A 23,869-nucleotide genomic window follows, 5' to 3' on the forward strand; every position below is an offset into this window, starting at 1 on the left:
AGTGGTGAAAATAGAAAATAAAATTACTGAGTTTCTGCTGTACCTTGAAAAAGATTCGGAAAAAGATTTTTCAAGATGGTTAACGGGAGTTAATATTTTTGAAATATTGGGGATATCTAGTGCTGAAATTCGTCATAGTCGAGTATTAGCTTGGCTGCTTGATCCCAGAGAAAGTCATAAATTGGAAGATAAGTTTTTCAAAAAAATATTGATGAAAGTGTTTGATAACAATCTATCTTTTGCAACAATTAAACCAACTGAAATAATATTGAAAGATTTCTCAAAAGCAGAAGTATATAGAGAAAGTAAAAATAATATTGATGTTCTGTATACAAATAAAGAACATCGAATAAATTTAATTATTGAAAATAAAACTTTCACCTCCGACCATGACAATCAGTTGAGAAAATATCGAAAATTTATCGAAAATTCTTACGCTGGTTATCGTAATATATATATTTATCTGACACCAAATGGAGATGCACCGATAGATGCTGATGTTGAGGAAAGGCAATTTTGGAGTTTACTTTCATATCAAGATATTTCAGATATACTAGAAGAATTGTATGTGGATGAGATTGATAATGAGAAAGTTTCTTACATTCTTAAAGAGTACAATGATAATATTAGGAGGAATATTTTGAATGATATAGAGTTGAAAGAGCTAAGTGCTGAAATTTATTTTAAATATAAAGAAGTTTTAGATCTTATTTTTGAAAATAGACCTGATACGCAGATGCTTCGTGAAAAATTAGTCGGTGTTTTAAATTATCTAAATGAACAGGGAAATTTAATTTTTGATGAAAAATATTGTTCAAAAACTTTTTTACGTTTTAGAACAAGACGGTTAGATAATTTTATTGACAATGTTGTTAAAGAGGAAAATACCGAATGGTCTACTGGTTCAGCCTATTTTTATGAGATAACATATAGTAATTTTCAGACAGATGTTTATTTATCAATATCTAAAAAAAATTTAACAGACATACAGTCTCGGCAATTTAAACTTTTGACATTTGATAAATATAGTAAATATGGTTTTAATACTTCTAATAAATTTCTAAATTTTGATGCTTCAGATGAAAACTTGTTGTTATCAGAATCAACTCAAACACCCATTGACTTTCTATTAGAAAATCTTCAACAAATAGATGAATTTGAAAAAGTATTTATTGAAACTTGGAATGAAAAGCAAAAGGAGAAAGATTATGTCTAAAAATGCATACGCTCAATCAGGTGTGGATGTTGAAGCGGGTTATGAAGTTGTTGAACGGATCAAAAAGCACGTGGCTCGTACGGAGCGTGCAGGTGTTATGGGAGCTCTGGGTGGCTTTGGTGGCATGTTTGACCTTTCAAAAACAGGTGTCAAAGAGCCGGTCTTGATCTCAGGGACTGACGGTGTCGGAACCAAGCTCATGCTGGCTATCAAATACGATAAGCACGATACTATCGGTCAGGACTGTGTGGCCATGTGTGTTAATGACATCATCGCTGCAGGTGCGGAGCCTCTTTACTTCCTTGACTACGTCGCGACTGGCAAGAATGAACCAGCTAAACTAGAACAAGTCGTTGCTGGTGTAGCAGAAGGTTGTGTGCAGGCAGGCGCAGCCCTCATCGGTGGAGAAACGGCTGAGATGCCTGGTATGTACGGCGAAGATGACTACGACTTGGCTGGTTTTGCAGTCGGTGTGGCTGAAAAATCTCAAATCATAGACGGTTCCAAAGTAGCTGAAGGTGATGTCCTTCTCGGACTTGCGTCAAGTGGGATTCACTCAAATGGTTACTCACTCGTGCGCCGTGTTTTTGCCGACTACACGGGTGAGGAAGTCTTGCCAGAATTGGAAGGTAAGAAACTCAAGGAGGTTCTTCTTGAGCCGACTCGTATCTATGTCAAGGCTGTCTTACCACTCATCAAGGAAGAGTTGGTCAACGGTATTGCCCACATCACAGGTGGTGGCTTTATCGAAAATGTCCCTCGTATGTTTGCAGATGACTTGGCTGCGGATATTGAGGAAAGCAAAGTTCCAGTCCTTCCGATTTTCAAAGCCCTTGAAAAATACGGTGAAATCAAGCATGAAGAAATGTTTGAAATCTTCAATATGGGTGTTGGACTCATGTTGGCAGTTAGCCCTGAAAATGTAGGCCGTGTCAAAGAATTGCTGGATGAACCAGTCTATGAAATTGGTCGCATCGTTAAGAAAGAAAACGAAAGTGTCATCATCAAATGAAAAAAATAGCGGTTTTTGCCTCTGGTAATGGCTCGAATTTTCAGGTGATTGCCGAAGAATTTCCGGTAGAGTTTGTCTTTTCAGACCATCGTGACGCCTATGTGCTGGAGCGTGCAGAAAAGCTCGGCGTCCTGTCCTATGCTTTTGAACTCAAGGAGTTTGAGAACAAGGCGGACTACGAAGCTGCTCTTGTCGAACTCTTGGAAGAACACCAGATTGACTTGGTTTGCCTCGCTGGCTACATGAAAATCGTTGGTTCAACCTTGTTGGCAGCTTATGAAGGTCGAATTATCAACATTCATCCAGCCTACCTGCCCGAATTTCCAGGAGCTCATGGGATTGAGGATGCTTGGAATGCTGGGGTTGCTGAGAGCGGCGTCACCATTCACTGGGTGGATTCCGGAGTGGATACAGGCAAGGTCATCAAACAAGTCCGTGTGCCACGTCTAGCTGCTGATACCATCGAAAGCTTTGAAGCTCGCATTCATGAGGCAGAGTATAAGTTGTATCCAGAGGTTATTAGAGAATTGTTGGACAAGTAAATGAAAGGAAAAAACATGACTAAACGCGCCTTAATCAGCGTCTCAGACAAAGCGGGCATTGTTGAATTTGCCCAAGAACTCAAAAAACTCGGTTGGGAGATTATCTCGACAGGTGGGACCAAAGTTGTCCTTGACAATGCTGGGGTGGAGACCATTGCGATTGATGATGTGACTGGGTTCCCAGAAATGATGGACGGTCGTGTCAAGACCCTGCACCCGAATATCCATGGTGGTCTCCTTGCTCGTCGTGATTTGGATAGCCATCTTCAAGCGGCTAAGGACAATAATATCGAATTGATTGACCTTGTGGTGGTAAACCTTTACCCATTCAAGGAAACGATTCTCAAACCAGATGTGACGTACGCTGACGCAGTTGAAAACATCGATATCGGTGGGCCGTCTATGCTTCGTTCAGCAGCGAAAAACCATGCCAGCGTGACGGTTGTGGTAGACCCTGCTGACTATGCAGTGGTTTTGGACGAATTGGCAGCAAATGGTGAAACTACTTATGAAACTCGTCAACGTTTGGCGGCTAAGGTTTTCCGCCACACAGCAGCTTATGATGCTTTGATTGCGGCATATTTCACTGCTCAAGTGGGTGAAATAAAACCTGAAAAACTCACTTTGACCTATGACCTCAAGCAACCCATGCGTTACGGTGAAAATCCTCAGCAGGATGCGGACTTCTACCAAAAAGCTTTGCCGACTGACTATTCGATTGCATCAGCTAAACAGCTCAACGGTAAGGAATTGTCCTTCAATAACATTCGTGACGCGGATGCGGCCATTCGTATTATTCGTGATTTCAAAGACCGTTCAACTGTTGTGGCTCTCAAACACATGAACCCATGTGGAATTGGTCAAGCTGATGACATCGAAACTGCTTGGGACTATGCTTATGAGTCTGACCCAGTGTCTATCTTTGGTGGAATTGTCGTCCTCAACCGTGAGGTGGATGCTGCGACTGCTGAGAAGATGCACGGCGTTTTCCTCGAGATCATCATCGCACCGAGCTATACCGATGAAGCGCTAGCCATTTTGACCAACAAAAAGAAAAACTTGCGTATCCTTGCCTTGCCATTCGACGCTCAAGAGGCTAGTGAAGTGGAGGCAGAATACACAGGTGTGGTTGGTGGTCTCCTTGTTCAAAATCAAGACGTGGTCAAGGAAAGCCCAGCTGACTGGCAAGTGGTGACCAAGCGCCAGCCAGCCGAGACAGAAGCGACTGCTCTTGAGTTCGCTTGGAAAGCTATCAAGTACGTCAAATCAAACGGAATCATCGTGACCAACGACCACATGACACTTGGCGTTGGGCCAGGTCAAACCAACCGTGTGGCTTCTGTCCGTATCGCCATTGATCAGGCTAAAGATCGTCTTGATGGCGCTGTGCTTGCTTCCGACGCCTTCTTCCCATTTGCGGATAACGTGGAAGAAATCGCTAAAGCAGGAATTAAGGCCATCATCCAGCCGGGTGGATCAGTACGTGACCAAGAATCTATCGAAGCAGCGGATAAATATGGCTTGACCATGGTCTTCACAGGTGTGAGGCATTTTAGACATTAAGAAGCAAAAGGGAAGAAAACAGTTTCTTTCCTTTTTTTGCGTAAAAACGCGGAGCAAAACAAGATTAAAACGAACGTTTATGTTATAATATTAGTAAATAATTCGCAAAAGAGGTTGAGAGATGAAGCTGTTAGTTGTCGGTTCGGGTGGTCGTGAACATGCGATTGCTAAGAAGTTGCTTGAGTCAAAAGACGTTGAAAAAGTCTTTGTAGCTCCTGGGAATGACGGGATGACTCTGGATGGTCTGGAATTAGTGAATATCTCTATTTCCGAACATTCTAAACTGATTGAGTTTGCAAAAGCCAACGATATTGCTTGGTCCTTCATTGGTCCAGATGACGCCCTTGCGGCTGGGATTGTGGATGAGTTCAATGCAGCTGGTCTCAAAGCCTTTGGTCCAACAAGATTAGCAGCGGAGCTTGAGTGGTCCAAGGATTTTGCTAAGGAAATCATGGTCAAATACGACGTTCCGACAGCAGCCTATGGCACATTTTCAGATTTCGAGGAAGCTAAGGCTTATATCGAGGAGAAAGGCGCTCCTATCGTCGTCAAGGCAGACGGCTTGGCTCTTGGGAAAGGTGTCGTCGTTGCGGAGACGGTTGAGCAAGCAGTAGAAGCCGCTCACGAGATGCTTTTGGACAATAAATTCGGTGATTCAGGTGCGCGTGTGGTCATCGAGGAATTCCTTGATGGGGAAGAGTTTTCTCTTTTTGCCTTTGTCAATGGGGACAAGTTCTACATCATGCCGACGGCTCAGGATCACAAACGTGCTTATGATGGTGACAAGGGTCCGAACACTGGTGGGATGGGTGCCTATGCACCAGTTCCTCACTTGCCACAGAGCGTGGTTGACACAGCGGTTGACACCATTGTCAAGCCAGTCCTTGAAGGGATGATCAAAGAAAGTCGTCCGTATCTTGGTGTCCTTTACGCGGGACTTATTTTGACTGCTGACGGTCCGAAGGTCATCGAGTTTAACGCTCGATTTGGAGATCCCGAAACTCAGATTATCCTGCCTCGTTTGACATCTGACTTTGCGCAAAATATCACTGATATTCTCGATGGCATGGAGCCGAACATCACGTGGACGGATAAGGGCGTGACTCTGGGTGTAGTTGTCGCATCCAAGGGCTACCCGCTAGACTACGAAAAGGGTGTCAAGTTGCCAGCCAAAACTGATGGCGACATCATCACCTACTATGCAGGGGCTAAGTTTGCGGAAAATAGCAGAGCACTGCTATCAAACGGTGGACGCGTCTATATGCTCGTCACCACAGCCGATACCGTCAAAGACGGACAAAACATTATTTACAGTGAACTCGCCCAACAAAACACAGAAGGCCTCTTCTACCGAACCGATATCGGAAGCAAGGCCATAAAAGATTAACAGACATATTTGCCATGGCGAGCGAAAGCGAGCCACTATAGAATAATCGTCGCAGTAGTGGAACTCCTAGTAGCTTTGCTACTAGGAGCGGAAAACTGGAGACCTAGGCTCCAGTTTTAGTAATGGAACGCCACAAGCGTTCGCTTACGTCCGCACTACATTAGACGATTATTAAAAAGAAAAATAAAAATTCACAAAATACGTTAATGGTCGTATGGTTTGCGAGCGTCAGCAAGCTAATATAGAGCAATCACCGCCGTTGTGAAAGAACGATTGGCTTATAAGCCAATCGTTCAGGGAAATCGGAAGACCTTGGGCTTCCGATTTAGGCATGAGACACCTTTGGTGGCTGCTGCCGTCCCTCACAACTTAAGGTGATTGAAAAAAGAAAGGAAAGAAAAGGAATATTATGACTAAACCAGTAATTTCCATCATCATGGGCTCAAAATCCGACTGGGCTACCATGCAAAAAACCGCTGAAGTCTTAGACCGCTTCGGTGTAGCTTACGAAAAGAAAGTTGTCTCTGCCCACCGTACTCCAGACCTCATGTTCAGACATGCGGAGGAAGCTCGTAGTCGCGGTATCAAGGTCATTATCGCAGGTGCAGGTGGCGCAGCCCATTTGCCAGGAATGGTCGCAGCCAAAACAACCCTTCCTGTCATCGGTGTACCCGTCAAATCGCGTGCCCTTAGTGGCGTGGATTCACTCTACTCTATTGTTCAAATGCCAGGTGGTGTGCCAGTCGCAACTATGGCTATCGGTGAAGCAGGTGCGACTAATGCTGCCCTCTTTGCCCTCCGTCTCCTCTCAGTAGAAGATCAGGCTATCGCGACAGCATTGGCAGATTTCGCAGAAGAGCAAGGAAAAATCGCAGAGGAGTCTACAAATGAGCTCATCTAAAACAATCGGAATTATCGGTGGCGGTCAGCTTGGTCAGATGATGGCCATTTCTGCTATCTACATGGGGCACAAGGTTATCGCGCTGGATCCTGCGGCGGATTGCCCGGCCTCTCGTGTGGCGGAAATCATCGTAGCTCCTTATAATGACGTGGATGCCCTCCGTCAGCTGGCAGAGCGTTGCGATGTCCTCACCTATGAGTTTGAAAATGTCGATGCCGACGGTTTGGATGCTGTCATCAAGGATGGACAACTCCCTCAAGGGACCGACTTGCTCCGCATTTCGCAAAATCGTATCTTTGAAAAGGACTTCCTCTCAAACAAGGCACAAGTCACTGTTGCACCCTACAAGGTCGTGACTTCTAGCCAAGACTTGGCAGATATTGACCTTTCTAAAAACTATGTCCTAAAGACTGCGACAGGTGGCTACGATGGGCATGGGCAAAAGGTCATTCGCTCAGCAGAAGATTTGGAAGAAGCCTATGCGCTGGCTGATTCAGCAGACTGTGTCTTGGAAGAATTCGTCAACTTTGACCTTGAGATTTCAGTCATCGTATCAGGGAATGGCAAGGACGTGACAGTTTTCCCAGTTCAGGAAAATATCCACCGCAACAATATCCTGTCTAAGACCATCGTGCCAGCCCGCATTTCGGAAAGGCTAGCAGATAAAGCTAAAACCATGGCAGTGAGAATCGCTGAACAGCTGAATTTGTCTGGAACACTTTGTGTGGAAATGTTTGCGACAGCTGATGACATTATCGTCAACGAGATTGCTCCACGTCCACACAACTCTGGGCATTATTCAATTGAAGCCTGCGACTTCTCGCAGTTTGATACTCATATCTTGGGTGTTCTGGGAGCACCATTGCCAGCTATCAAACTACATGCCCCAGCTGTTATGCTCAATGTTCTCGGTCAGCATGTCGAGGCTGCTGAAAAATATGTCACAGAAAATCCAAGCGCCCACCTCCACATGTATGGTAAAATAGAAGCGAAGCACAACCGAAAGATGGGGCATGTGACTTTGTTTAGTGATGTGCCGGATGAAGTAGAGGAATTATAGAAAGAGGAAAAACTTGTCTACAGATAGTGTTGAAAAAATTTTTAAATGTGAATATTTTGATGTGTTTGAATATATTGATAATAAAAAAGTGCCATTTGATCTTGAAAAATGGATAAAAGGTATTGATGTTTCAAAGTATTCGCAGAATGCTGTCGAATATTTGGATGATTATATAAGAGTTGAAGCTATTAGTTATGAAAAAAGTTTTGATTTGTGGTTTTTTCAATTTTTACGAATCAGAGATAAAGATGTCCCATTACTGTGTAAAAGAGAGTCAGAAGCAGAAGAGTTGTCTTTAAACGATGATGAATATGTAGCAGAACCGATGGTATGTTTATATGACCCTGGAAAGAATATATTAATGATTCAAAAGAATTCGCATAGTGTTAGTGCGGTTGGAATTGAAAAATATTTTCATAAGACTTTTACGGATAGTAAAATTAGACTGGATAGAAAAATAGATTTCAAAGCTTTTAAAAAAGTTAAAGAAGCACAACAAGTTTCAAAAATTCGTTTTAGAATGAGTGAGGTTGATAGTTTACAACGATTGAACATTTTCTCAACATTGAAATCAAAACTAGGAAAAGCAATAGATTCAATGGGAGATATAGGGATTCCTTATTATGATATTACTTTATCAGTAGGACGGTATAAAACAAAGGAATTAAATACGGCTGAGAAAAACAATCTATTAGATGATATTTTGTTATTGAATGATAAATATAAGGATCATGTAGAGAGAGCTGATTTTACAGTAAGAAATGAGGGAGTTTCTGAATTCGTGAGTCTATTTGGTAATGTTATACAGGATGAAATTACAATTAAACAAGAAAGAAAATTACCGATAAAATACGATGACGTGAAACATAAGATGGGAGATGTCTATGAGAAGAGAAAATCGAAATTCTGATTTCTTTATAAAAATATTTCCATTCTTGATATCAGCTGTGTTTGCAATCATAAATTGTAAAATAAATTTTATTTATGCGGGTTCTAAAGGGATAGATACATTATTTTCCAATTTAATAAATGTATTTGCAATCATAGTGGGCGTTTTGATAGCACTTTTTGGTGTGTTGCCCTCCATACATAGTTCATTAATTATGGAGAGAATTCGTGAATATGACGCTGAGAGTGATTTATTTTATTTTTGTAAGGAAACATTACTTTTGAATTTCTTGTCTTTGTGTTTTACAATACTTCTTGGATTCATACAGTTAAACTTTTGTTTAAACAATTATAATTATATTTTTAGTATTTGGTTATTTATAGTATGTTCAACTCTAATATCATCGTTTAAAACAATATTAATTTTATTAAAGATTTCTTTCTGGTCATCTAAAAAAAAGCAAGAAATTGAAAAATTGGATGAATCTGAGTCTCAAAAACTTAAAAATAAATATATAGATAAGGAGAAACAACATGATTGAACGTTACTCTCGCCCTGAGATGGCGAACATTTGGAGTGAAGAAAATAAATACCGTGCTTGGCTTGAGGTGGAAATCTTGGCTGATGAGGCATGGGCTGAGTTGGGGGAAATCCCTAAGGAAGATGTGGCTTTGATTCGCGAGCAAGCGGACTTTGACATCGACCGTATTTTAGAAATTGAGCAGGAGACTCGTCACGATGTGGTTGCCTTTACACGTGCGGTTTCTGAGACGCTTGGTGAGGAGCGCAAGTGGGTTCACTATGGTTTGACTTCTACCGACGTGGTGGATACGGCCTACGGCTACCTCTACAAGCAGGCCAACGACATCATCCGTCGTGACCTTGAAAACTTCACCAACATCATCGCTGATAAGGCTAAGGAGCACAAGTTCACCATCATGATGGGTCGTACCCACGGGGTGCATGCGGAGCCTACAACCTTTGGTCTTAAATTGGCAACTTGGTACAGTGAAATGAAGCGTAATATCGAGCGTTTCGAGCATGCGGCTGCTGGTGTGGAAGCTGGTAAGATTTCTGGAGCGGTTGGGAACTTTGCCAACATCCCACCATTTGTGGAGCAATACGTCTGCGACAAGCTTGGTATCCGTGCTCAAGAAATCTCTACACAGGTGCTTCCTCGTGACCTTCACGCTGAGTACTTTGCAGTTCTTGCTAGCATCGCAACTTCTATTGAGCGTATGGCGACTGAGATCCGTGGTTTGCAAAAGTCTGAGCAACGTGAAGTGGAAGAGTTCTTTGCCAAGGGGCAAAAAGGCTCTTCAGCAATGCCTCACAAACGCAACCCTATCGGTTCTGAAAACATGACAGGTTTGGCGCGTGTTATCCGTGGTCACATGGTGACAGCCTATGAGAACGTCGCTCTCTGGCACGAACGCGACATTTCTCACTCATCAGCGGAGCGAATCATCACACCAGACACGACCATTTTGATTGACTACATGCTTAACCGTTTTGGAAATATCGTCAAGAACTTGACGGTCTTTCCAGAAAACATGATCCGCAACATGAACTCTACGTTTGGTCTGATCTTTAGCCAACGTGCTATGTTGACCTTGATTGAAAAAGGCATGACCCGTGAGCAAGCTTATGACTTGGTGCAACCAAAAACAGCCCACTCTTGGGACAACCAAGTAGACTTCAAACCGCTTCTCGAAGCAGATCCAGAAGTGACATCACGCCTCACTCAAGAGGAGATCGATGAAATCTTCAACCCTGCATACTACACCAAACGAGTAGATGATATCTTTGAACGTATCGGACTTGGTGACTAATCATAAAATAAAAAAGCGAGATTCAATCTCGCTTTTTCGTATTCTCTTAGAAGAATCTTAGTCTTCTTTTCTCTTAGTCAGTCCGTAGGCTGCTAGAGTCGCCATGAGGCCTGCTGCGACCAAGCCTGCAGAGTCTTGACTTCCTGTTGCAGGGAGTTGTTTTTCATCTGCTTTGGCAGTAGTTGGTGCAGTTTGCTCAGCTTTCTCAACGGCAGTGCCGACTTCAACAACTTGAGTGACCGTTTCCTGTGTTACCACGCTATTGACAAGCGTTCTTTCTTCTTTTCCATCAGCACTAGTGCTTACAGAGTAGAAGGCAGTACGGTGGCCGTTAGCCCCTTTAGTAACAACTTGCGTTTGTCCTTTTGGTAATTGAGGATTTTCACGTGTCACAGTAGTGAATGGAATTTCTTCCTCTTGGATATCCAGTCTTGGTTTTGTTTCTGCGGCTGGAGCAAGACCGTGTTCGTCTCCTACATGGGTTACAAGGGTTCCGATTTCAATAACTTGGGTCACTGCTTCTTGAGTCACAAGGCTATCTACAAGAGTTTTCACTTCCTTACCGTCAGCACTAGTGCTTACAGAGTAGTAATGGCTGCGACGACCGTTAGCGCCTTTAGTAACGACTTGAGTCTTCCCTTTGAGCAAGAGTGGATTTTCACGTGTCACGGTAGTGAACGGAATATCTTCTTCTTGGATATCTAGTCTTGGTTTTGCCTCTGCGGCTGGGGCAAGACCGTGTTCATCCCCTTTGTGAGTAATAGGGGCGCCGATTTCAACCACTTGGGTCACAGGTTCTTTGGTTACTTGGTTATCTAGAACCGTTTCTGTTTGTTTACCATTTTCAGTAAGGACAGAGATGTAATGAGTGCGTTCGCCATCTACACCTGGTGTGACAATCTTTTCTTGCTTAGCTGGGAGGTTTGGATTTTCCTTCTTGATAACTTCAAATGGAATCTTTTCTGCTCTTGTGATGAGTTCCGGTTTGGTTTCAACATTGGCAGCTAGTTCATTTTCATCGAGGCTTCCTGAGTGAGTTGCCGCTGGTTTAAGGCCTAGGCGGGCTGCCTTGAGTTTGGCTACGAGAGCGTCTAACTCGGCTTGTTTGTTACGGTTAAGGTTGTAGTTGAGAGCTTCTTTCGCTGCATTTAGGGCATCCAAGCTTTCCTTGCTGTATCCATCCAAGTTAGTAGGGATTTGAGCAAGCTCCTCACGGAGAGCATTGTAGTCAGCGCGGAAGTAGTCTTTGTTGTGGTCTGCAAAGGCAGTCATGAGTTCAAAGATTTCTTCTTCCTTGTACTCAGCACTTGGTCTATCTGCCCAGATAGCAAGCATACTACCAATAGTAGGAAGGTCTACCTCAGGATATTTGGTAGATGCAAGCTGGTTAAATGGTGTTTTTTTAGTATTTTCAATTGCTTTTTTGAGGAAACCACCACCATCTTCAGGTTTCTGGCCGAGAATGTAGTACCAGTCTCCGTTGGTGTTAAGGAATTTGTAGCCTTTGCTTGCCAGGTACTGAGGAGATGCAAGGTTGTAACCCCACCATCCCTTAGACCAGTAAGAGATGATGACATCCTTGTCAAACTCAACATCATCCTTGTCCTCGTAGTAGAAACCATCGTTGAAGGCCATTGGTTGAAGGCCTCTTTCTTTGGCCATAGCAGCAAGAGTGTTGGCATATTCAGCAAACTTGCCATAGAGTCCATACCATTTGAGGTAGTACCAGCCTTGAGCGTTGGTAGCGTCATTAGCGTATTCGTCTGTACCGTAGTTAAAGATCTTAGTCTTGCCCGCAAAGAAGTCCATGTACTTACCGATAAGGCCTTTTGTAAAGTTCATTGCTTCTTCGTTTTCAAGGTCCATGGTTGTTTTGGAGACTTTATCGAAATTAGCTTGAGGGTTTGCGATACCTAATTTTTCCATAGCGACAAGCATGGCATCCATGTGACCTGGGCTGTTGATCGCTGGGATGAGTCCAATACCTTTTGATTTTGCGTACTCGATCAATTCAGTGATTTCAGCTTGACTAAGAGTGGTACCATTTGGATCATCGTAGTAAGCTTTTGTTCCTTCTATGATAGCCTTCTTGACATCATCGCTTGCATAAGTTTTTCCGTTAGCTGTGATGGTCATGTCATCAAGGAGGAAGCGAAGTCCATCGTTTCCTAGGAGAAGATGCACATCAGAGTAGCCGAGCTCGCTCGCTTTGTCTACGATACGTTTGAGTTGGTCGAGCGTGAAGTACTTACGTCCAGCATCGATAGAGATTACTTTGTTCTTGGCAAGCTTTTCAACTTCGCGTTTCGCGTCTTCTTCTTTTTGAGCTTCTGGTGTGAAGGTCAAGTTGCTGACAGCTTCTTGGAGTTTCGCGATTGCCTGGTCAATCGTGTCTTGTTGGGCGCGACTGAGGTTGCTATCGAGTGAGCGAATAGCTTTTTCAGCTTCTTTTACAGCTGCGACACTTTCTGCAGTATAGCGGTTAAGGTCTGTTGGCACTTCTTTCAGGGCTTGCTCAGCAGACTCATAGTCAGCTGCGAAGTATTCAGCATTGGCATTTGCGAAGCTACGCATGAGTTTGAAGAGGCGTGATGGTGAATAGCGTGCAGATGGGGTATCCGCCCAAGCAGCTACCATACCTCCGATGAACGGGATAGTAGCCCCATCAGATTTTGGTACAGAAGTGATTGGAGTGTTCTTGATACCATTGAGTCCTTGGTCGAGGTTGTACCAGCCTTGGCCATCGGCATTTCGTCCGAGGACGTAGTACCAAGCATCGTTGGTATTAAGGATTTGGTGGCCTTTTTCAACTAAAAGTTTAGAAGAAGCGACGTCGTATCCGCCCCATCCACCAGTCCACATAGAAACGATGATGTCTTTGTCAAAGGTTCCAAAGCTAGTGTCGCTATTGTAGTAGATACCGTCGTTAAAAGCCATTGGTTTGAGGCCGTGAGATTTGACGATGCGAGCAAGGTCGTTGGCGTAGGCGATAAATTTATCATAACCCTTGTCAGGGAATCCATCTTCTGGATACCATTTATAGGCTTGAAGAACGCTCCAGCCTTTGGCGTTTGTAGCATCATTGGCGTACTCGTCTAGTCCGATATTGAAGATGTCAGTTTTGCCAGCGAAGTAAGCAGCATACTTTTCGATCAGAGCTTTGGTAAATGCAACCGCTTCTTTGTTATCAAGGTCAACGGTACGAGCAGATTCCTTGCCAAAGTAGTTGAAGTTCGGTTTTTGGATACCTAGTTCTTTCATGGCATGCAAAATCGCATCCATGTGGCCAGGGCTATTTACAGTTGGGATGAGATCAATGCCTTTGTTTTTAGCATAGTTGATCAAGTCCGTCATCTGACTTTCTGTCAAATGGTTGCCGTTTGGATCCTTGTAGTAGGCATCGGTTCCGTTTTCGAGTGCACGTTTGACATCGTCACTTGCATAGGTTTTGCCATTGGCTGTGATCGTCATGTCGTCTAACATAAAACGCATGCCGTCATTTCCAACTAGTAGATGAAGATCAGTATAACCGTAGTGTTTGGCTTTGTCGATGATTTCTTTGAGTTGGTCTGGAGAGAAGTACTTGCGTCCAGCGTCGATTGAGATCATTTTTCGTTTTGCCAGTTTTTCATTTACCTGAGCTGCTCGTTCCGTGCTAGGAGTGGCTACTGCAGGTGTGACGGCTTCATTTTTCTTTTCTGAAGAAGTGCTTTCAGCAGGAGTTTCAGCTGGGGCAGGGCTTTCTTTCTCGGCAGTAGGAGTTGGAGTAGCATTTTCTGTCACAACTGGTGCGCTTGACTCTTCTGTTGTTGGAGCAACTGTTCGAGGAGCCTCCTGGTCTTCTTTGACCTCCTCTTTTACAGGTTTGTCAGCCTTTTCTTCCAGTTTTTCTGGAACCTTGGAGTCTACAGCTTCCTTGACTGCTTGAGGACTCTCCTGAATAGTTTGAACAGTTTCTTCAGCTGTTGGAGCTGGAGTAATCCCGTCGGCAGATACGACTTGGGCGCTAAAAGCAAATCCTATAAGTACAGAAGCTGCCCCAACCGCGTATTTACGAATGGAGAAGCGCTGTTTCTTTTCTAGTTTCATGACAAAACCTCCTTGTTATTATCATATATGATAGCGTTTACATAAAACCAATTTTATTTTATTATCTAAGGAGTAAAATGTCAAGTGGGTTTATATAAGAACTATAATAAATAGAGGAAATCATAAGATTTAGGAGAAATTTGCTAATAAGGGATAAAACCGAGGAAAAACCAAACGAAAATTTACCTTGTTTTTAGTAAAAATGCTACTAATTAAATAAGAGCCCTTCATAGCGTTTTCACAGCTTCTTTCTCGTGCTATAATGAATAGAGAAAAAGCCTGAGCTAGGCTCAGGCTTTTTCTTAATGACCTCGGTTACATGAGATGAATTTGATTTTGTAGTAGTCTGCTCGCTTATAAGTTTCACTATAGGCAAGGACTTGGCCAGTGGCCTCAAGTTTTGTAGTCTTTGTTTGAAAGACAGTTGGGAATTGTGTATCGATTCCGAGTACAGAAGCAGCATGCTCTGGTGTTGGAAATGCGATTTCGTTGATTTCCTCAAAATGTTCATCACTCATGTGAATGCGGTAATCCAATTTGAAACGTGTATAGATAGAGCTATAATAGTCAAGATTTGGATAGTTGGCATTGATGTATTGCTCAGGAATATAAGATGTGTGGTAGATGTATGTCACATCGTTTGTCTGACGAATACGTTCAATCTTATAGTAGAATTGATCTCCACGTAGTCCAAGTTTATCTAAATATTCAAGTTTGTTTCCGCGCTCGATAGAAAGGACAGTAACTTTATCGTCTTTTGTTTCAAAGATTTCGACATCTGAAAACTCAACGAGTTTGTGCTTACGGGCACGTGAAACGAAAGTACCTTTACCTTGTTGGCGGACAATGTAGCCGTCTTTAGCAAGGTCATTCAAGGCACGAACAACTGTGATTGAACTCACATCGTACATCGCGATCAATTCGGCTTCTGTATAAAATTTATCTCCACTTGCAAATTGACCAGAGATGATTTTGTTTTTTAATTCATCTTTAATATATTGGTATTTAGGAATAGCCATAAATTTCACCTCGATTCTCTTTCTCCAATTTTGATTTTACCACAAATATAAAGAAAAGAGTAGTATTAAGGTCAAAAAATTAAAATAATAGACTAAAAATGTTATTTTACATGTAAAAAAATTCATTTGATGTTCTTGTGAATTATCATACATAAAAAGATCGTTTTCATGCTATTTTTAGATAATTTCGGTAAACGGTAAGTAAAAAAATAGAAAAATTTTAAATAATTTTCTAAAACCTATTGACAAATGCAAAAGATTTGATTATAGTTAATATTATAATAAATGAAAGCGCAAACTTAATTCGTCAGAGGTAATGACATGACAAGATTTAAAATTGAGGACGATTTCTATTTAGACGAAAAACCGTTCAAGATTTTGTCCGGCGCCATTCATTATTTTAGAATTCCAGCAGAGGATTGGTATCATTCTCTCTATAACTTAAAGGCGCTTGGCTTTAATACAGTCGAGACCTATGTGGCTTGGAATTTACACGAACCTGTTGAAGGGGAGTTTGATTTTGAAGGTGCCAGAAATTTGGAGAGATTTCTTCAAATTGCACAAGATCTAGGTCTCTATGCCATTGTACGCCCGTCTCCATTTATCTGTGCGGAATGGGAATTTGGTGGCTTGCCGGCTTGGCTCTTGACCAAGGACATGCGAATTCGCTCGTCCGACCCGGCCTACATCGAGGCTGTTGCTCGCTATTATGACCAATTATTGCCAAGGCTTGTGCCTCGCTTGTTGGATAACGGCGGAAACATTCTCATGATGCAAGTCGAAAATGAATATGGCTCTTATGGAGAAGATAAGTCTTATCTACGAGCAATTCGAAAATTGATGGAAGACCGAGGGATTGATTGCCCACTCTTTACTTCAGATGGCCCATGGAGGGCTACTCTGAAAGCCGGAACCTTGATCGAAGACGACCTCTTTGTGACAGGAAACTTCGGTTCTAAAGCTCCGTACAACTTTTCACAGATGCAGGAATTCTTTGATGAGCATGGCAAGAAATGGCCCCTCATGTGTATGGAATTCTGGGATGGTTGGTTCAACCGTTGGAAAGAACCCATCATCACTCGTGATCCTAAAGAATTGGCAGAAGCTGTTCGAGAGGTATTGGAGCAAGGCTCTATCAACCTTTACATGTTCCATGGTGGTACAAACTTTGGTTTCATGAATGGTTGCTCGGCTCGAGGAACTCTGGATTTGCCGCAAGTCACATCTTACGACTATGATGCCCTTCTCGATGAAGAAGGAAATCCAACTGCTAAATACTTAGCAGTCAAGAAGATGATGGCAACCCACTTCCCAGAGTATCCACAGTTGGAACCACTCTATAAGGAAAGCATGGAGATAGGGTCCATTCCATTGGTCGAAAAAGTTTCCTTGTTTGAAACCCTGGATAATCTCTCTAGTCCTACTGAAAGCCTCTATCCAAAAGCGATGGAAGAACTTGGTCAAAGTTATGGCTACCTTCTCTACCGCACGGAGGCAAGTTGGGATGCAGAAGAGGAACGTCTCCGTATCATCGATGGACGTGACCGAGCTCAACTCTTTGTAGATGGTCAATGGATTGCTACTCAATACCAGACAGAGATTGGCGAAGACATCTACTGTCAAGGCAACCGAGAAGGCTTTTCAGAGATTGACATCTTGATTGAAAATATGGGGCGTGTCAACTACGGACATAAGTTTTTGGCAGATACGCAGCGTAAAGGAATTCGAACAGGTGTCTGCAAGGATCTACATTTCTTACTGAATTGGAAACAATATCCACTGCCACTGGATAATCCTGAGAAGATTGATTTTTCAAAAGGATGGACAGAAGGACAACCAGCCTTTTACGCTTTCGACTTTACTGTTGAAGAGCCGAAGGATACCTACTTAGACTTGTCTGAGTTTGGTAAGGGAGTTGCCTTTGTCAACGGGCGTCACCTAGGGCGTTTCTGGAACGTCGGCCCGACCCTCTCACTTTATATCCCTCATAGTTATCTCAAGGAAGGTGCTAACCGCATCATCATCTTTGAAACTGAGGGCGAATATAAAGAAGAGATTCACTTAACTCGTAAACCTACACTAAAACACATAAAGGGGGAAAACTTATGACAATTGTAGGATGCCGTATCGATGGACGTTTGATCCACGGTCAAGTAGCCAATCTTTGGGCTGGAAAACTAAATGTTTCACGCATTATGGTTGTAGACGACGAAGTTGTTAACAACGATATTGAAAAGAGTGGTTTGAAACTTGCGACACCACCAGGTGTGAAACTCAGTATCTTGCCAGTTGAGAAAGCAGCAGCAAATATCCTTGCTGGTAAATACGATAGCCAACGTCTCTTTATCGTTGCACGTAAACCAGACCGTTTCCTTGGTTTGGTTGAAGCAGGCGTTCCGCTTGAAACACTCAATGTCGGCAATATGTCTCAAACACCAGAAACTCGCCCTATCACACGTTCTATCAACGTGGTAGATAAGGATGTGGAAGACTTCCACAAACTGGCAGAAAAAGGTGTGAAACTCACTGCTCAAATGGTTCCAAACGATCCCGTATCAGACTTTTTGAGTTTATTAAAATAGGAAAAAATTTTTAGGAGGTCATTGTTATGATACAATGGTGGCAAATTTTACTTCTCACTTTGTACTCAGCTTATCAAATCTGTGATGAGTTGACAATCGTTTCATCTGCAGGTTCCCCTGTATTCGCTGGTTTCATTACTGGTTTGATCATGGGAGATGTGACAACTGGTTTGTTTATCGGTGGTAGCTTGCAGTTGTTCGTTCTCGGGGTTGGTACCTTCGGTGGTGCCTCTCGTATCGACGCAACTTCTGGTGCGGTTCTTGCAACAGCATTCTCTATCTCTCAAGGTATTGATACAGACCTTGCGATTACAACAATCGCTGTACCAGTAGCAGCACTTTTGACATACTTCGACGTTCTTGGACGTATGACAACTACTTTCTTTGCACACCGTATTGATGCTGCGATTGAACGCTTTGACTACAAAGGTATCGAACGCAACTACCTACTTGGTGCGCTTCCATGGGCTCTTTCTCGTGCCCTTCCAGTATTCTTCGCTCTTGCTTTTGGTGGTGCTTTCGTACAATCAGTAGTAGACCTTGTTAAAGAATACCAATGGGTTGCAGATGGTTTGACGCTTGCAGGTCGTATGCTTCCAGGTCTTGGATTTGCAATCTTGCTTCGTTACCTTCCAGTTAAACGTAACCTTCACTACCTTGCAATGGGATTCGGTTTGACAGCTATGTTGACTGTTCTTTACTCATATGTAACAGGTCTTGGTGGCGCTGTTGCGGGTATCCTTGGTACTCTTCCTGCTGATGTTGCTGAAAAGATTGGCTTTGCTAACAACTTCAAAGGTTTGTCTATGATCGGTGTTTCTATTGTAGGTATCTTCCTTGCAGTTGTTCACTTTAAGAACAGCCAAAAAGTAGCTGTAGCAGCACCTTCTACACCATCAGAAAGTGGGGAAATCGAAGATGACGAATTCTAATTACAAACTTACAAAAGAAGATTTTAATCAAATCAACAAACGTAGCTTGTTTACTTTCCAATTAGGTTGGAACTATGAGCGTATGCAAGCTTCTGGTTACCTTTACATGATCTTGCCTCAATTGCGTAAAATGTATGGGGATGGAACTCCTGAATTGAAAGAAATGATGAAAGTTCATACTCAATTCTTCAATACTTCTCCATTCTTCCACACAATTATCGCTGGTTTTGACCTTGCCATGGAAGAAAAAGATGGTGTAGGTTCAAAAGATGCCGTTAACGGTATCAAGACAGGTTTGATGGGACCATTTGCTCCTCTTGGAGACACAATCTTTGGTTCACTTGTACCTGCTATCATGGGATCTATCGCAGCAACTATGGCTATCGCTGGCCAACCATGGGGTATCTTCCTTTGGATCGCAGTTGCAGTTGCATATGACATCTTCCGTTGGAAACAATTGGAATTTGCTTACAAAGAAGGGGTTAACCTTATCAACAACATGCAAAGTACTTTGACAGCTTTGATTGATGCTGCATCTGTACTTGGTGTCTTCATGATGGGTGCTCTTGTAGCAACAATGATCAACTTTGAGATTTCTTACAAATTGCCAATCGGTGAAAAATTGATTGATTTCCAAGACATCTTGAACTCAATCTTCCCACGCTTGCTTCCAGCAATCTTTACTGCCTTTATCTTCTGGTTGCTTGGTAAGAAAGGTATGAACTCTACTAAAGCGATCGGTATCATTATCGTTCTTGCAGTAGGTCTTTCATTCATCGGTAAATTCTTGCTTGGAATGGGCGCATAATTTATGGCGAAATCGTTAATTTTGGTGAGTCATGGTCGTTTCTGTGAAGAACTTAAAGGTAGCACGGAAATGATTATGGGTCCACAAGACAACATTCATGCAGTGGCTCTTCTTCCAGAAGATGGCCCAGAAGAATTTACTGCAAAATTTGAAGCTGCTATCGAAGGATTGGATGATTTCCTAGTCTTTGCGGATCTTCTCGGTGGTACACCATGTAACGTGGTAAGCCGTTTAATCATGGAAGGTCGCGACATTGAACTCTACGCAGGGATGAATCTTCCGATGGTGATTGAATTTATCAATGCCAGCCTTACAGGTGCAGATGCGGATTATAAGAGCCGTGGTGCAGAAAGCATTGTAAAAGTCAATGATCTGTTAGCAGGCTTCGATGATGACGAAGATGAATAATACTCTTCGAAAATCAAATTCAAACCACGTCAGCGTCGCCTTGCCGTATATATGTTACTGACTTCGTCAGTCTCATCCGGCAACCTCAAAGCAGTGCTTTGAGCAACCTGTGGCTAGCTTCCTAGTTTGCTCTTTGATTTTCATTGAGTATACGATGTGACAACGTGAAAATCGTTAGAACAGCTTATATAGAATATACATGGGAATGGGAGTAAATCCCATTCCCATATTTTCAATAGGAATGAAACAATAATAGATTAGAGGAACTCTATGCTAAATTACACAAAAGAAGAATTACTTGAACTGGGTGCAGAAATCACGACTCGTGAAATCTACCAACAGCCTGATGTATGGAAAGAAGCTTTTGAAGCCTATCAAGCGAAACGTGAAGAAATTGCAGCCTTTCTGCAAGGTATCGCTGATAGACATGACTATATCAAGGTCATCTTGACGGGTGCTGGTACTTCTGCTTATGTGGGAGATACCTTGGTGCCATACTTTAAGGAAGTCTATGACGAGCGCAAATGGAACTTCAATTCTATTGCGACAACAGATATCGTAGCCAATCCAGAAACCTATCTGAAAAAAGATGTGGCAACTGTCCTTGTATCCTTTGCTCGTAGCGGGAATTCACCTGAAAGTGTGGCAACAGTTGATTTGGCCAAAGCCTTGGTGGATGACCTCTATCAAGTGACCATTACATGTGCTGCAGATGGGAAATTGGCTCTTCAAGCCCATGGCGATGACCGCAATCTCTTGCTCTTGCAACCGGCTGCTTCTAATGACGCTGGATTTGCTATGACTTCTAGCTTTACATCTATGATGTTGACAGCACTCTTGGTTTTTGATCCTACAGAATTTGCTGTTAAAGCTGAACGTTTTGAAGTTGTTTCTAGTCTTGCCCGTAAAGTTCTAGACAATGCAGCAGATGTCAAAGAGCTGGTTGACCTCGACTTTAACCGTGTTATCTACCTAGGTGCTGGTCCTTTCTTTGGACTTGCTCATGAAGCTCAGCTCAAGATTTTGGAATTAACAGCTGGTCAAGTAGCGACTATGTATGAAAGTCCAGTTGGCTTCCGTCACGGTCCAAAATCACTGATCAACGAAGATACAGTTGTTTTGGTCTTTGGTACAACGACAGACTACACTCGCAAGTACGACTTGGACTTGGTTCGTGAAGTGGCTGGTGACCAGATTGCTCGTCGTGTTGTGCTTTTGAGTGATCAAGCCTTTGGTCTTGAAAATGTCAAAGAAGTGGCTCTTGGCTGTGGTGGAGTCTTGAACGATATTTACCGTGTCTTCCCTTACATCATTTATGCCCAACTCTTTGCCCTTTTGACTTCGCTTAAGGTCGAAAACAAACCAGATACACCGTCTCCTACAGGTACAGTAAACCGTGTGGTACAAGGTGTTATCATTCATGACTATCAAAAATAAGGAAGTGTCTATGAGTAAATTACAATTAAGTCCCAATAAAGTAGCTTGCTTGCAAAAACTCTCTGATGAGAACGGCATTATCTCAGCTCTTGCCTTTGACCAACGTGGCGCTTTGAAACGCCTTATGGCTCAATACCAAACAGAAGAGCCAACAGTTGCTCAAATGGAAGAACTTAAAGTATTGGTTGCAGATGAATTGACAAAATACGCATCATCTATGCTCCTTGACCCTGAGTATGGTCTTCCAGCTACAAAAGCGCTTGATGCCAATGCTGGTCTTCTCCTTGCTTATGAAAAAACTGGTTACGATACAACAAGCACCAAACGCTTGCCTGACTGCTTGGATATTTGGTCTGCCAAACGCATCAAGGAACAAGGCGCAGACGCTGTTAAGTTCTTGCTTTACTATGATGTAGACAGTTCTGACGAACTCAACCAAGAAAAACAAGCCTACATCGAACGCATCGGTTCTGAGTGTGTGGCGGAAGACATTCCATTCTTCCTTGAAATCTTGGCTTACGATGAAAAGATTGCTGACGCAGGTTCTGTAGAATACGCTAAAGTGAAACCACACAAGGTTATCGGTGCGATGAAAGTCTTCTCAGACCCACGCTTTAACATCGATGTCTTGAAAGTGGAAGTACCAGTTAACGTCAAATACGTTGAAGGATTTGGCGATGGTGAAATCGTTCATACACGTGAAGAAGCAGCAGCCTTCTTCAAAGCGCAAGACGAAGCAACAAACTTGCCATATATCTACTTGAGTGCAGGTGTATCAGCCAAACTCTTCCAAGAGACTCTTGTTTTTGCCCACGAATCAGGCGCAAACTTCAATGGTGTTCTTTGTGGCCGTGCTACATGGGCTGGATCAGTTGAAGCTTACATCAAAGATGGTGAAACAGCAGCTCGCGAATGGCTTCGCACAACAGGTTTTGAGAACATTGACGAACTCAACAAGGTTCTTCAAACAACAGCGACTTCATGGACTGAACGTGTAGAAGCATAAAACAAGTATAGAAGAACCCCCTTTTGTTAAGAAGATACTTAAGGTTTTCTGACAAAGGATTCTGAAAATAAAACTACAACCATAGATGGTGCATACACTCTCTATGGTTTGTTTACTTAAGAGAAATGAGTCAAAGGAGAGAAGAATGAAAGCATACACAGAACGTGTATTTGGAAATCATGAGGGCAAGGATGTCTTGGCCTATCGCTTTGAGACTGACAGTGGCTACCAACTAGAAATCATGACCTATGGTGCGACCATCTTGCGCTATGTCACACCTGACAAGGCTGGAAACTTTGCCAATGTGATTTTGGGTTTTGATGATTTTGATAGCTATGTAGGTAATAGTCCCAAGCATGGAGCAAGTGTAGGTCCTGTAGCGGGCCGTATTGCAGGTGCGACATTTGAGCTCAATGGTCAGACCTATAATCTTGAAGTCAACAATGCTAGCAACTGTAACCACAGTGGTTCAACAGGTTGGGATGCGAGCTTGTTTGAATTGGTAGAAGTGAGCGACCATGGCTTGACCCTCTACACAGAGCGTACAGACGGGACAGGAGGATTTCCTGGTAATCTTAAGATTTGGATTAGCTACTACTTGGAAGAAACTGGTGCCTACGAAGTCAGCTACAAGGTAACGACAGATCAAGATACGCTTGTCAATCCAACTAATCACAGCTACTTCAACTTGTCTGGCGATTTCACGCAGACAATTGATCGCCATGTCTTCCAGCTAAATACGGAGGGCATTTACCCAATCGCTCCGGACGGTGTGCCATCAAAGACTCCAGATGCTACTCGTGATGTGGTTAAACACATCTACAATGGAGCTTTGTTGAAGGACATCTTTGCAGAGGAAGATGAGCAAATCCAGTTGGTATCTGGTTTGGATCACCCATTTGCCCTTCCTGTAGGCCATGACAATGCGGGTTTCCTTTATGACCAAAACTCAGGTCGTTTCCTACTTTTCAAGACAGAGGCCCCTTGCTTTGTGGTCTACACAGCAAACTTTGTGGATGAGAGTGTCATCATAGGGGGCCAGCCAATGGTACAGCACAATGGAATTGCCCTTGAAGCGCAAGCTTTACCAGATGCCATTCACAGTGACCTCAAAGACCAAGTCATTCTCAAAGCAGGGGAAACTTTCACCAGCAAAACTCGCTACGAGCTTGTTGTAAAATAAAAA

General features: G+C 42.9%; 21 protein-coding genes. 19 read left to right on the plus strand and 2 right to left on the minus strand.

The window, feature by feature from the left end; translation table 11 throughout:
• Nucleotides 1-4: 4 nt before the first annotated feature.
• The 11 genes from A0739_RS06335 to purB all read left to right on the plus strand — a co-directional run bounded on the left by A0739_RS06335 (nucleotide 5) and on the right by purB (nucleotide 10,402).
• Nucleotides 5-1,216 carry a PDDEXK-like family protein gene (locus A0739_RS06335; RefSeq protein WP_196755714.1) on the plus strand — a complete coding sequence of 404 codons (1,212 nt, stop codon included), beginning with the start codon at nucleotides 5-7 and terminating at the stop codon, nucleotides 1,214-1,216.
• Nucleotides 1,206-2,228: a phosphoribosylformylglycinamidine cyclo-ligase gene (gene purM, locus A0739_RS06340; protein ID WP_082243827.1), complete on the plus strand. Its 1,023-nt coding sequence runs from the start codon at nucleotides 1,206-1,208 to the stop codon at nucleotides 2,226-2,228. The genes A0739_RS06335 and purM overlap by 11 nt, the downstream gene beginning before the upstream one ends.
• Entirely contained in the window at nucleotides 2,225-2,770 is a 546-nt protein-coding gene (gene purN / locus A0739_RS06345; protein ID WP_061587420.1) for a phosphoribosylglycinamide formyltransferase, read from the plus strand. The genes purM and purN overlap by 4 nt, the downstream gene beginning before the upstream one ends.
• A gap of 15 nt (nucleotides 2,771-2,785) precedes the next feature.
• Nucleotides 2,786-4,333, plus strand: a complete 1,548-nt coding sequence (gene purH / locus A0739_RS06350) for a bifunctional phosphoribosylaminoimidazolecarboxamide formyltransferase/IMP cyclohydrolase (RefSeq protein ID WP_061587421.1) — start codon at nucleotides 2,786-2,788, stop codon at nucleotides 4,331-4,333.
• Nucleotides 4,334-4,454: 121 nt separating this feature from the next.
• Nucleotides 4,455-5,720 (plus strand): phosphoribosylamine--glycine ligase, encoded by a 1,266-nt coding sequence (purD, locus tag A0739_RS06355; protein WP_061587422.1) that lies wholly within the window; start codon nucleotides 4,455-4,457, stop codon nucleotides 5,718-5,720.
• A 261-nt stretch (nucleotides 5,721-5,981) separates the two neighbouring features.
• Nucleotides 5,982-6,098 carry a phosphoribosylaminoimidazole carboxylase gene (locus A0739_RS10790; protein WP_082243824.1) on the plus strand — a complete coding sequence of 39 codons (117 nt, stop codon included), beginning with the start codon at nucleotides 5,982-5,984 and terminating at the stop codon, nucleotides 6,096-6,098.
• Nucleotides 6,099-6,129: 31 nt separating this feature from the next.
• Nucleotides 6,130-6,621 (plus strand): 5-(carboxyamino)imidazole ribonucleotide mutase, encoded by a 492-nt coding sequence (gene purE, locus A0739_RS06360; RefSeq protein ID WP_000165788.1) that lies wholly within the window; start codon nucleotides 6,130-6,132, stop codon nucleotides 6,619-6,621.
• Nucleotides 6,608-7,681 (plus strand): 5-(carboxyamino)imidazole ribonucleotide synthase, encoded by a 1,074-nt coding sequence (gene purK / locus A0739_RS06365; RefSeq protein WP_061587423.1) that lies wholly within the window; start codon nucleotides 6,608-6,610, stop codon nucleotides 7,679-7,681. The genes purE and purK overlap by 14 nt, the downstream gene beginning before the upstream one ends.
• A 13-nt stretch (nucleotides 7,682-7,694) precedes the next feature.
• On the plus strand, nucleotides 7,695-8,591 hold the full coding sequence (locus tag A0739_RS06370; RefSeq protein ID WP_061587424.1) for a DUF6731 family protein: 897 nt from the start codon (nucleotides 7,695-7,697) through the stop codon (nucleotides 8,589-8,591).
• Nucleotides 8,566-9,111 (plus strand): hypothetical protein, encoded by a 546-nt coding sequence (locus A0739_RS06375; RefSeq protein ID WP_061587425.1) that lies wholly within the window; start codon nucleotides 8,566-8,568, stop codon nucleotides 9,109-9,111. Before A0739_RS06370 ends, A0739_RS06375 begins: the two co-directional genes overlap by 26 nt.
• Nucleotides 9,104-10,402 carry an adenylosuccinate lyase gene (gene purB, locus A0739_RS06380; protein WP_061587426.1) on the plus strand — a complete coding sequence of 433 codons (1,299 nt, stop codon included), beginning with the start codon at nucleotides 9,104-9,106 and terminating at the stop codon, nucleotides 10,400-10,402. The genes A0739_RS06375 and purB overlap by 8 nt, the downstream gene beginning before the upstream one ends.
• Nucleotides 10,403-10,459: 57 nt before the next feature.
• On the opposite strand, the gene strH is transcribed toward purB, so the two are convergent.
• Together strH and A0739_RS06390 are read right to left on the minus strand one after the other, a co-directional pair.
• On the minus strand, nucleotides 10,460-14,491 hold the full coding sequence (gene strH / locus A0739_RS06385) for an LPXTG-anchored beta-N-acetylhexosaminidase StrH (protein WP_061587427.1): 4,032 nt from the start codon (nucleotides 14,489-14,491) through the stop codon (nucleotides 10,460-10,462).
• A gap of 302 nt (nucleotides 14,492-14,793) precedes the next feature.
• Nucleotides 14,794-15,510 carry a GntR family transcriptional regulator gene (locus tag A0739_RS06390; RefSeq protein WP_001007181.1) on the minus strand — a complete coding sequence of 239 codons (717 nt, stop codon included), beginning with the start codon at nucleotides 15,508-15,510 and terminating at the stop codon, nucleotides 14,794-14,796.
• A gap of 321 nt (nucleotides 15,511-15,831) precedes the next feature.
• Here A0739_RS06390 and A0739_RS06395 point away from each other — a divergent pair, with 321 nt between their 5' ends.
• From A0739_RS06395 to A0739_RS06430, 8 genes are all read left to right on the plus strand, one after another.
• A complete protein-coding gene (locus A0739_RS06395; RefSeq protein ID WP_061587428.1) occupies nucleotides 15,832-17,619 on the plus strand; it encodes a glycoside hydrolase family 35 protein in 1,788 nt (595 codons plus the stop codon).
• Nucleotides 17,616-18,092 (plus strand): PTS sugar transporter subunit IIB, encoded by a 477-nt coding sequence (locus A0739_RS06400; protein ID WP_000156962.1) that lies wholly within the window; start codon nucleotides 17,616-17,618, stop codon nucleotides 18,090-18,092. The genes A0739_RS06395 and A0739_RS06400 overlap by 4 nt, the downstream gene beginning before the upstream one ends.
• Before the next feature lie 26 nt (nucleotides 18,093-18,118).
• Nucleotides 18,119-19,024 carry a PTS mannose/fructose/sorbose/N-acetylgalactosamine transporter subunit IIC gene (locus tag A0739_RS06405; RefSeq protein ID WP_045616654.1) on the plus strand — a complete coding sequence of 302 codons (906 nt, stop codon included), beginning with the start codon at nucleotides 18,119-18,121 and terminating at the stop codon, nucleotides 19,022-19,024.
• The gene (locus A0739_RS06410) at nucleotides 19,011-19,832 is read left to right on the plus strand and encodes a PTS system mannose/fructose/sorbose family transporter subunit IID (protein ID WP_000185285.1); all 822 of its coding nucleotides are present in this window, start codon (nucleotides 19,011-19,013) and stop codon (nucleotides 19,830-19,832) included. The genes A0739_RS06405 and A0739_RS06410 overlap by 14 nt, the downstream gene beginning before the upstream one ends.
• Before the next feature lie 3 nt (nucleotides 19,833-19,835).
• Nucleotides 19,836-20,240, plus strand: a complete 405-nt coding sequence (locus tag A0739_RS06415; protein WP_082243825.1) for a PTS sugar transporter subunit IIA — start codon at nucleotides 19,836-19,838, stop codon at nucleotides 20,238-20,240.
• A 270-nt stretch (nucleotides 20,241-20,510) separates the two neighbouring features.
• A complete protein-coding gene (locus tag A0739_RS06420) occupies nucleotides 20,511-21,677 on the plus strand; it encodes an SIS domain-containing protein (RefSeq protein ID WP_061587430.1) in 1,167 nt (388 codons plus the stop codon).
• Nucleotides 21,678-21,687: 10 nt separating this feature from the next.
• Nucleotides 21,688-22,683, plus strand: a complete 996-nt coding sequence (gene lacD, locus A0739_RS06425) for a tagatose-bisphosphate aldolase (RefSeq protein WP_061587498.1) — start codon at nucleotides 21,688-21,690, stop codon at nucleotides 22,681-22,683.
• Nucleotides 22,684-22,828: 145 nt separating this feature from the next.
• Nucleotides 22,829-23,866, plus strand: a complete 1,038-nt coding sequence (locus A0739_RS06430; protein WP_061587431.1) for an aldose epimerase family protein — start codon at nucleotides 22,829-22,831, stop codon at nucleotides 23,864-23,866.
• Nucleotides 23,867-23,869 lie beyond the last annotated feature (3 nt).

The sequence above is a fragment of the Streptococcus oralis genome, assembly GCF_001588645.1.
Classification (GTDB): domain Bacteria; phylum Bacillota; class Bacilli; order Lactobacillales; family Streptococcaceae; genus Streptococcus; species Streptococcus oralis_AB.

What these genes read in the sequence shown, in the direction of transcription:
- A0739_RS06390 (WP_001007181.1), bottom strand. Translation starts at nt 15,510, where the DNA reads ATGGCTATTCCTAAATACCAATATATTAAAGATGAATTAAAAAACAAA.
- strH (WP_061587427.1), bottom strand. Translation starts at nt 14,491, where the DNA reads ATGAAACTAGAAAAGAAACAGCGCTTCTCCATTCGTAAATACGCGGTT.
- A0739_RS06415 (WP_082243825.1), top strand. Translation starts at nt 19,836, where the DNA reads ATGGCGAAATCGTTAATTTTGGTGAGTCATGGTCGTTTCTGTGAAGAA.
- purH (WP_061587421.1), top strand. Translation starts at nt 2,786, where the DNA reads ATGACTAAACGCGCCTTAATCAGCGTCTCAGACAAAGCGGGCATTGTT.
- A0739_RS06420 (WP_061587430.1), top strand. Translation starts at nt 20,511, where the DNA reads ATGCTAAATTACACAAAAGAAGAATTACTTGAACTGGGTGCAGAAATC.
- lacD (WP_061587498.1), top strand. Translation starts at nt 21,688, where the DNA reads ATGAGTAAATTACAATTAAGTCCCAATAAAGTAGCTTGCTTGCAAAAA.
- A0739_RS06395 (WP_061587428.1), top strand. Translation starts at nt 15,832, where the DNA reads ATGACAAGATTTAAAATTGAGGACGATTTCTATTTAGACGAAAAACCG.
- purK (WP_061587423.1), top strand. Translation starts at nt 6,608, where the DNA reads ATGAGCTCATCTAAAACAATCGGAATTATCGGTGGCGGTCAGCTTGGT.
- purB (WP_061587426.1), top strand. Translation starts at nt 9,104, where the DNA reads ATGATTGAACGTTACTCTCGCCCTGAGATGGCGAACATTTGGAGTGAA.
- purN (WP_061587420.1), top strand. Translation starts at nt 2,225, where the DNA reads ATGAAAAAAATAGCGGTTTTTGCCTCTGGTAATGGCTCGAATTTTCAG.
- A0739_RS06430 (WP_061587431.1), top strand. Translation starts at nt 22,829, where the DNA reads ATGAAAGCATACACAGAACGTGTATTTGGAAATCATGAGGGCAAGGAT.
- purE (WP_000165788.1), top strand. Translation starts at nt 6,130, where the DNA reads ATGACTAAACCAGTAATTTCCATCATCATGGGCTCAAAATCCGACTGG.
- A0739_RS06400 (WP_000156962.1), top strand. Translation starts at nt 17,616, where the DNA reads ATGACAATTGTAGGATGCCGTATCGATGGACGTTTGATCCACGGTCAA.
- A0739_RS06405 (WP_045616654.1), top strand. Translation starts at nt 18,119, where the DNA reads ATGATACAATGGTGGCAAATTTTACTTCTCACTTTGTACTCAGCTTAT.
- A0739_RS06410 (WP_000185285.1), top strand. Translation starts at nt 19,011, where the DNA reads ATGACGAATTCTAATTACAAACTTACAAAAGAAGATTTTAATCAAATC.
- purD (WP_061587422.1), top strand. Translation starts at nt 4,455, where the DNA reads ATGAAGCTGTTAGTTGTCGGTTCGGGTGGTCGTGAACATGCGATTGCT.
- A0739_RS06375 (WP_061587425.1), top strand. Translation starts at nt 8,566, where the DNA reads ATGAGAAGAGAAAATCGAAATTCTGATTTCTTTATAAAAATATTTCCA.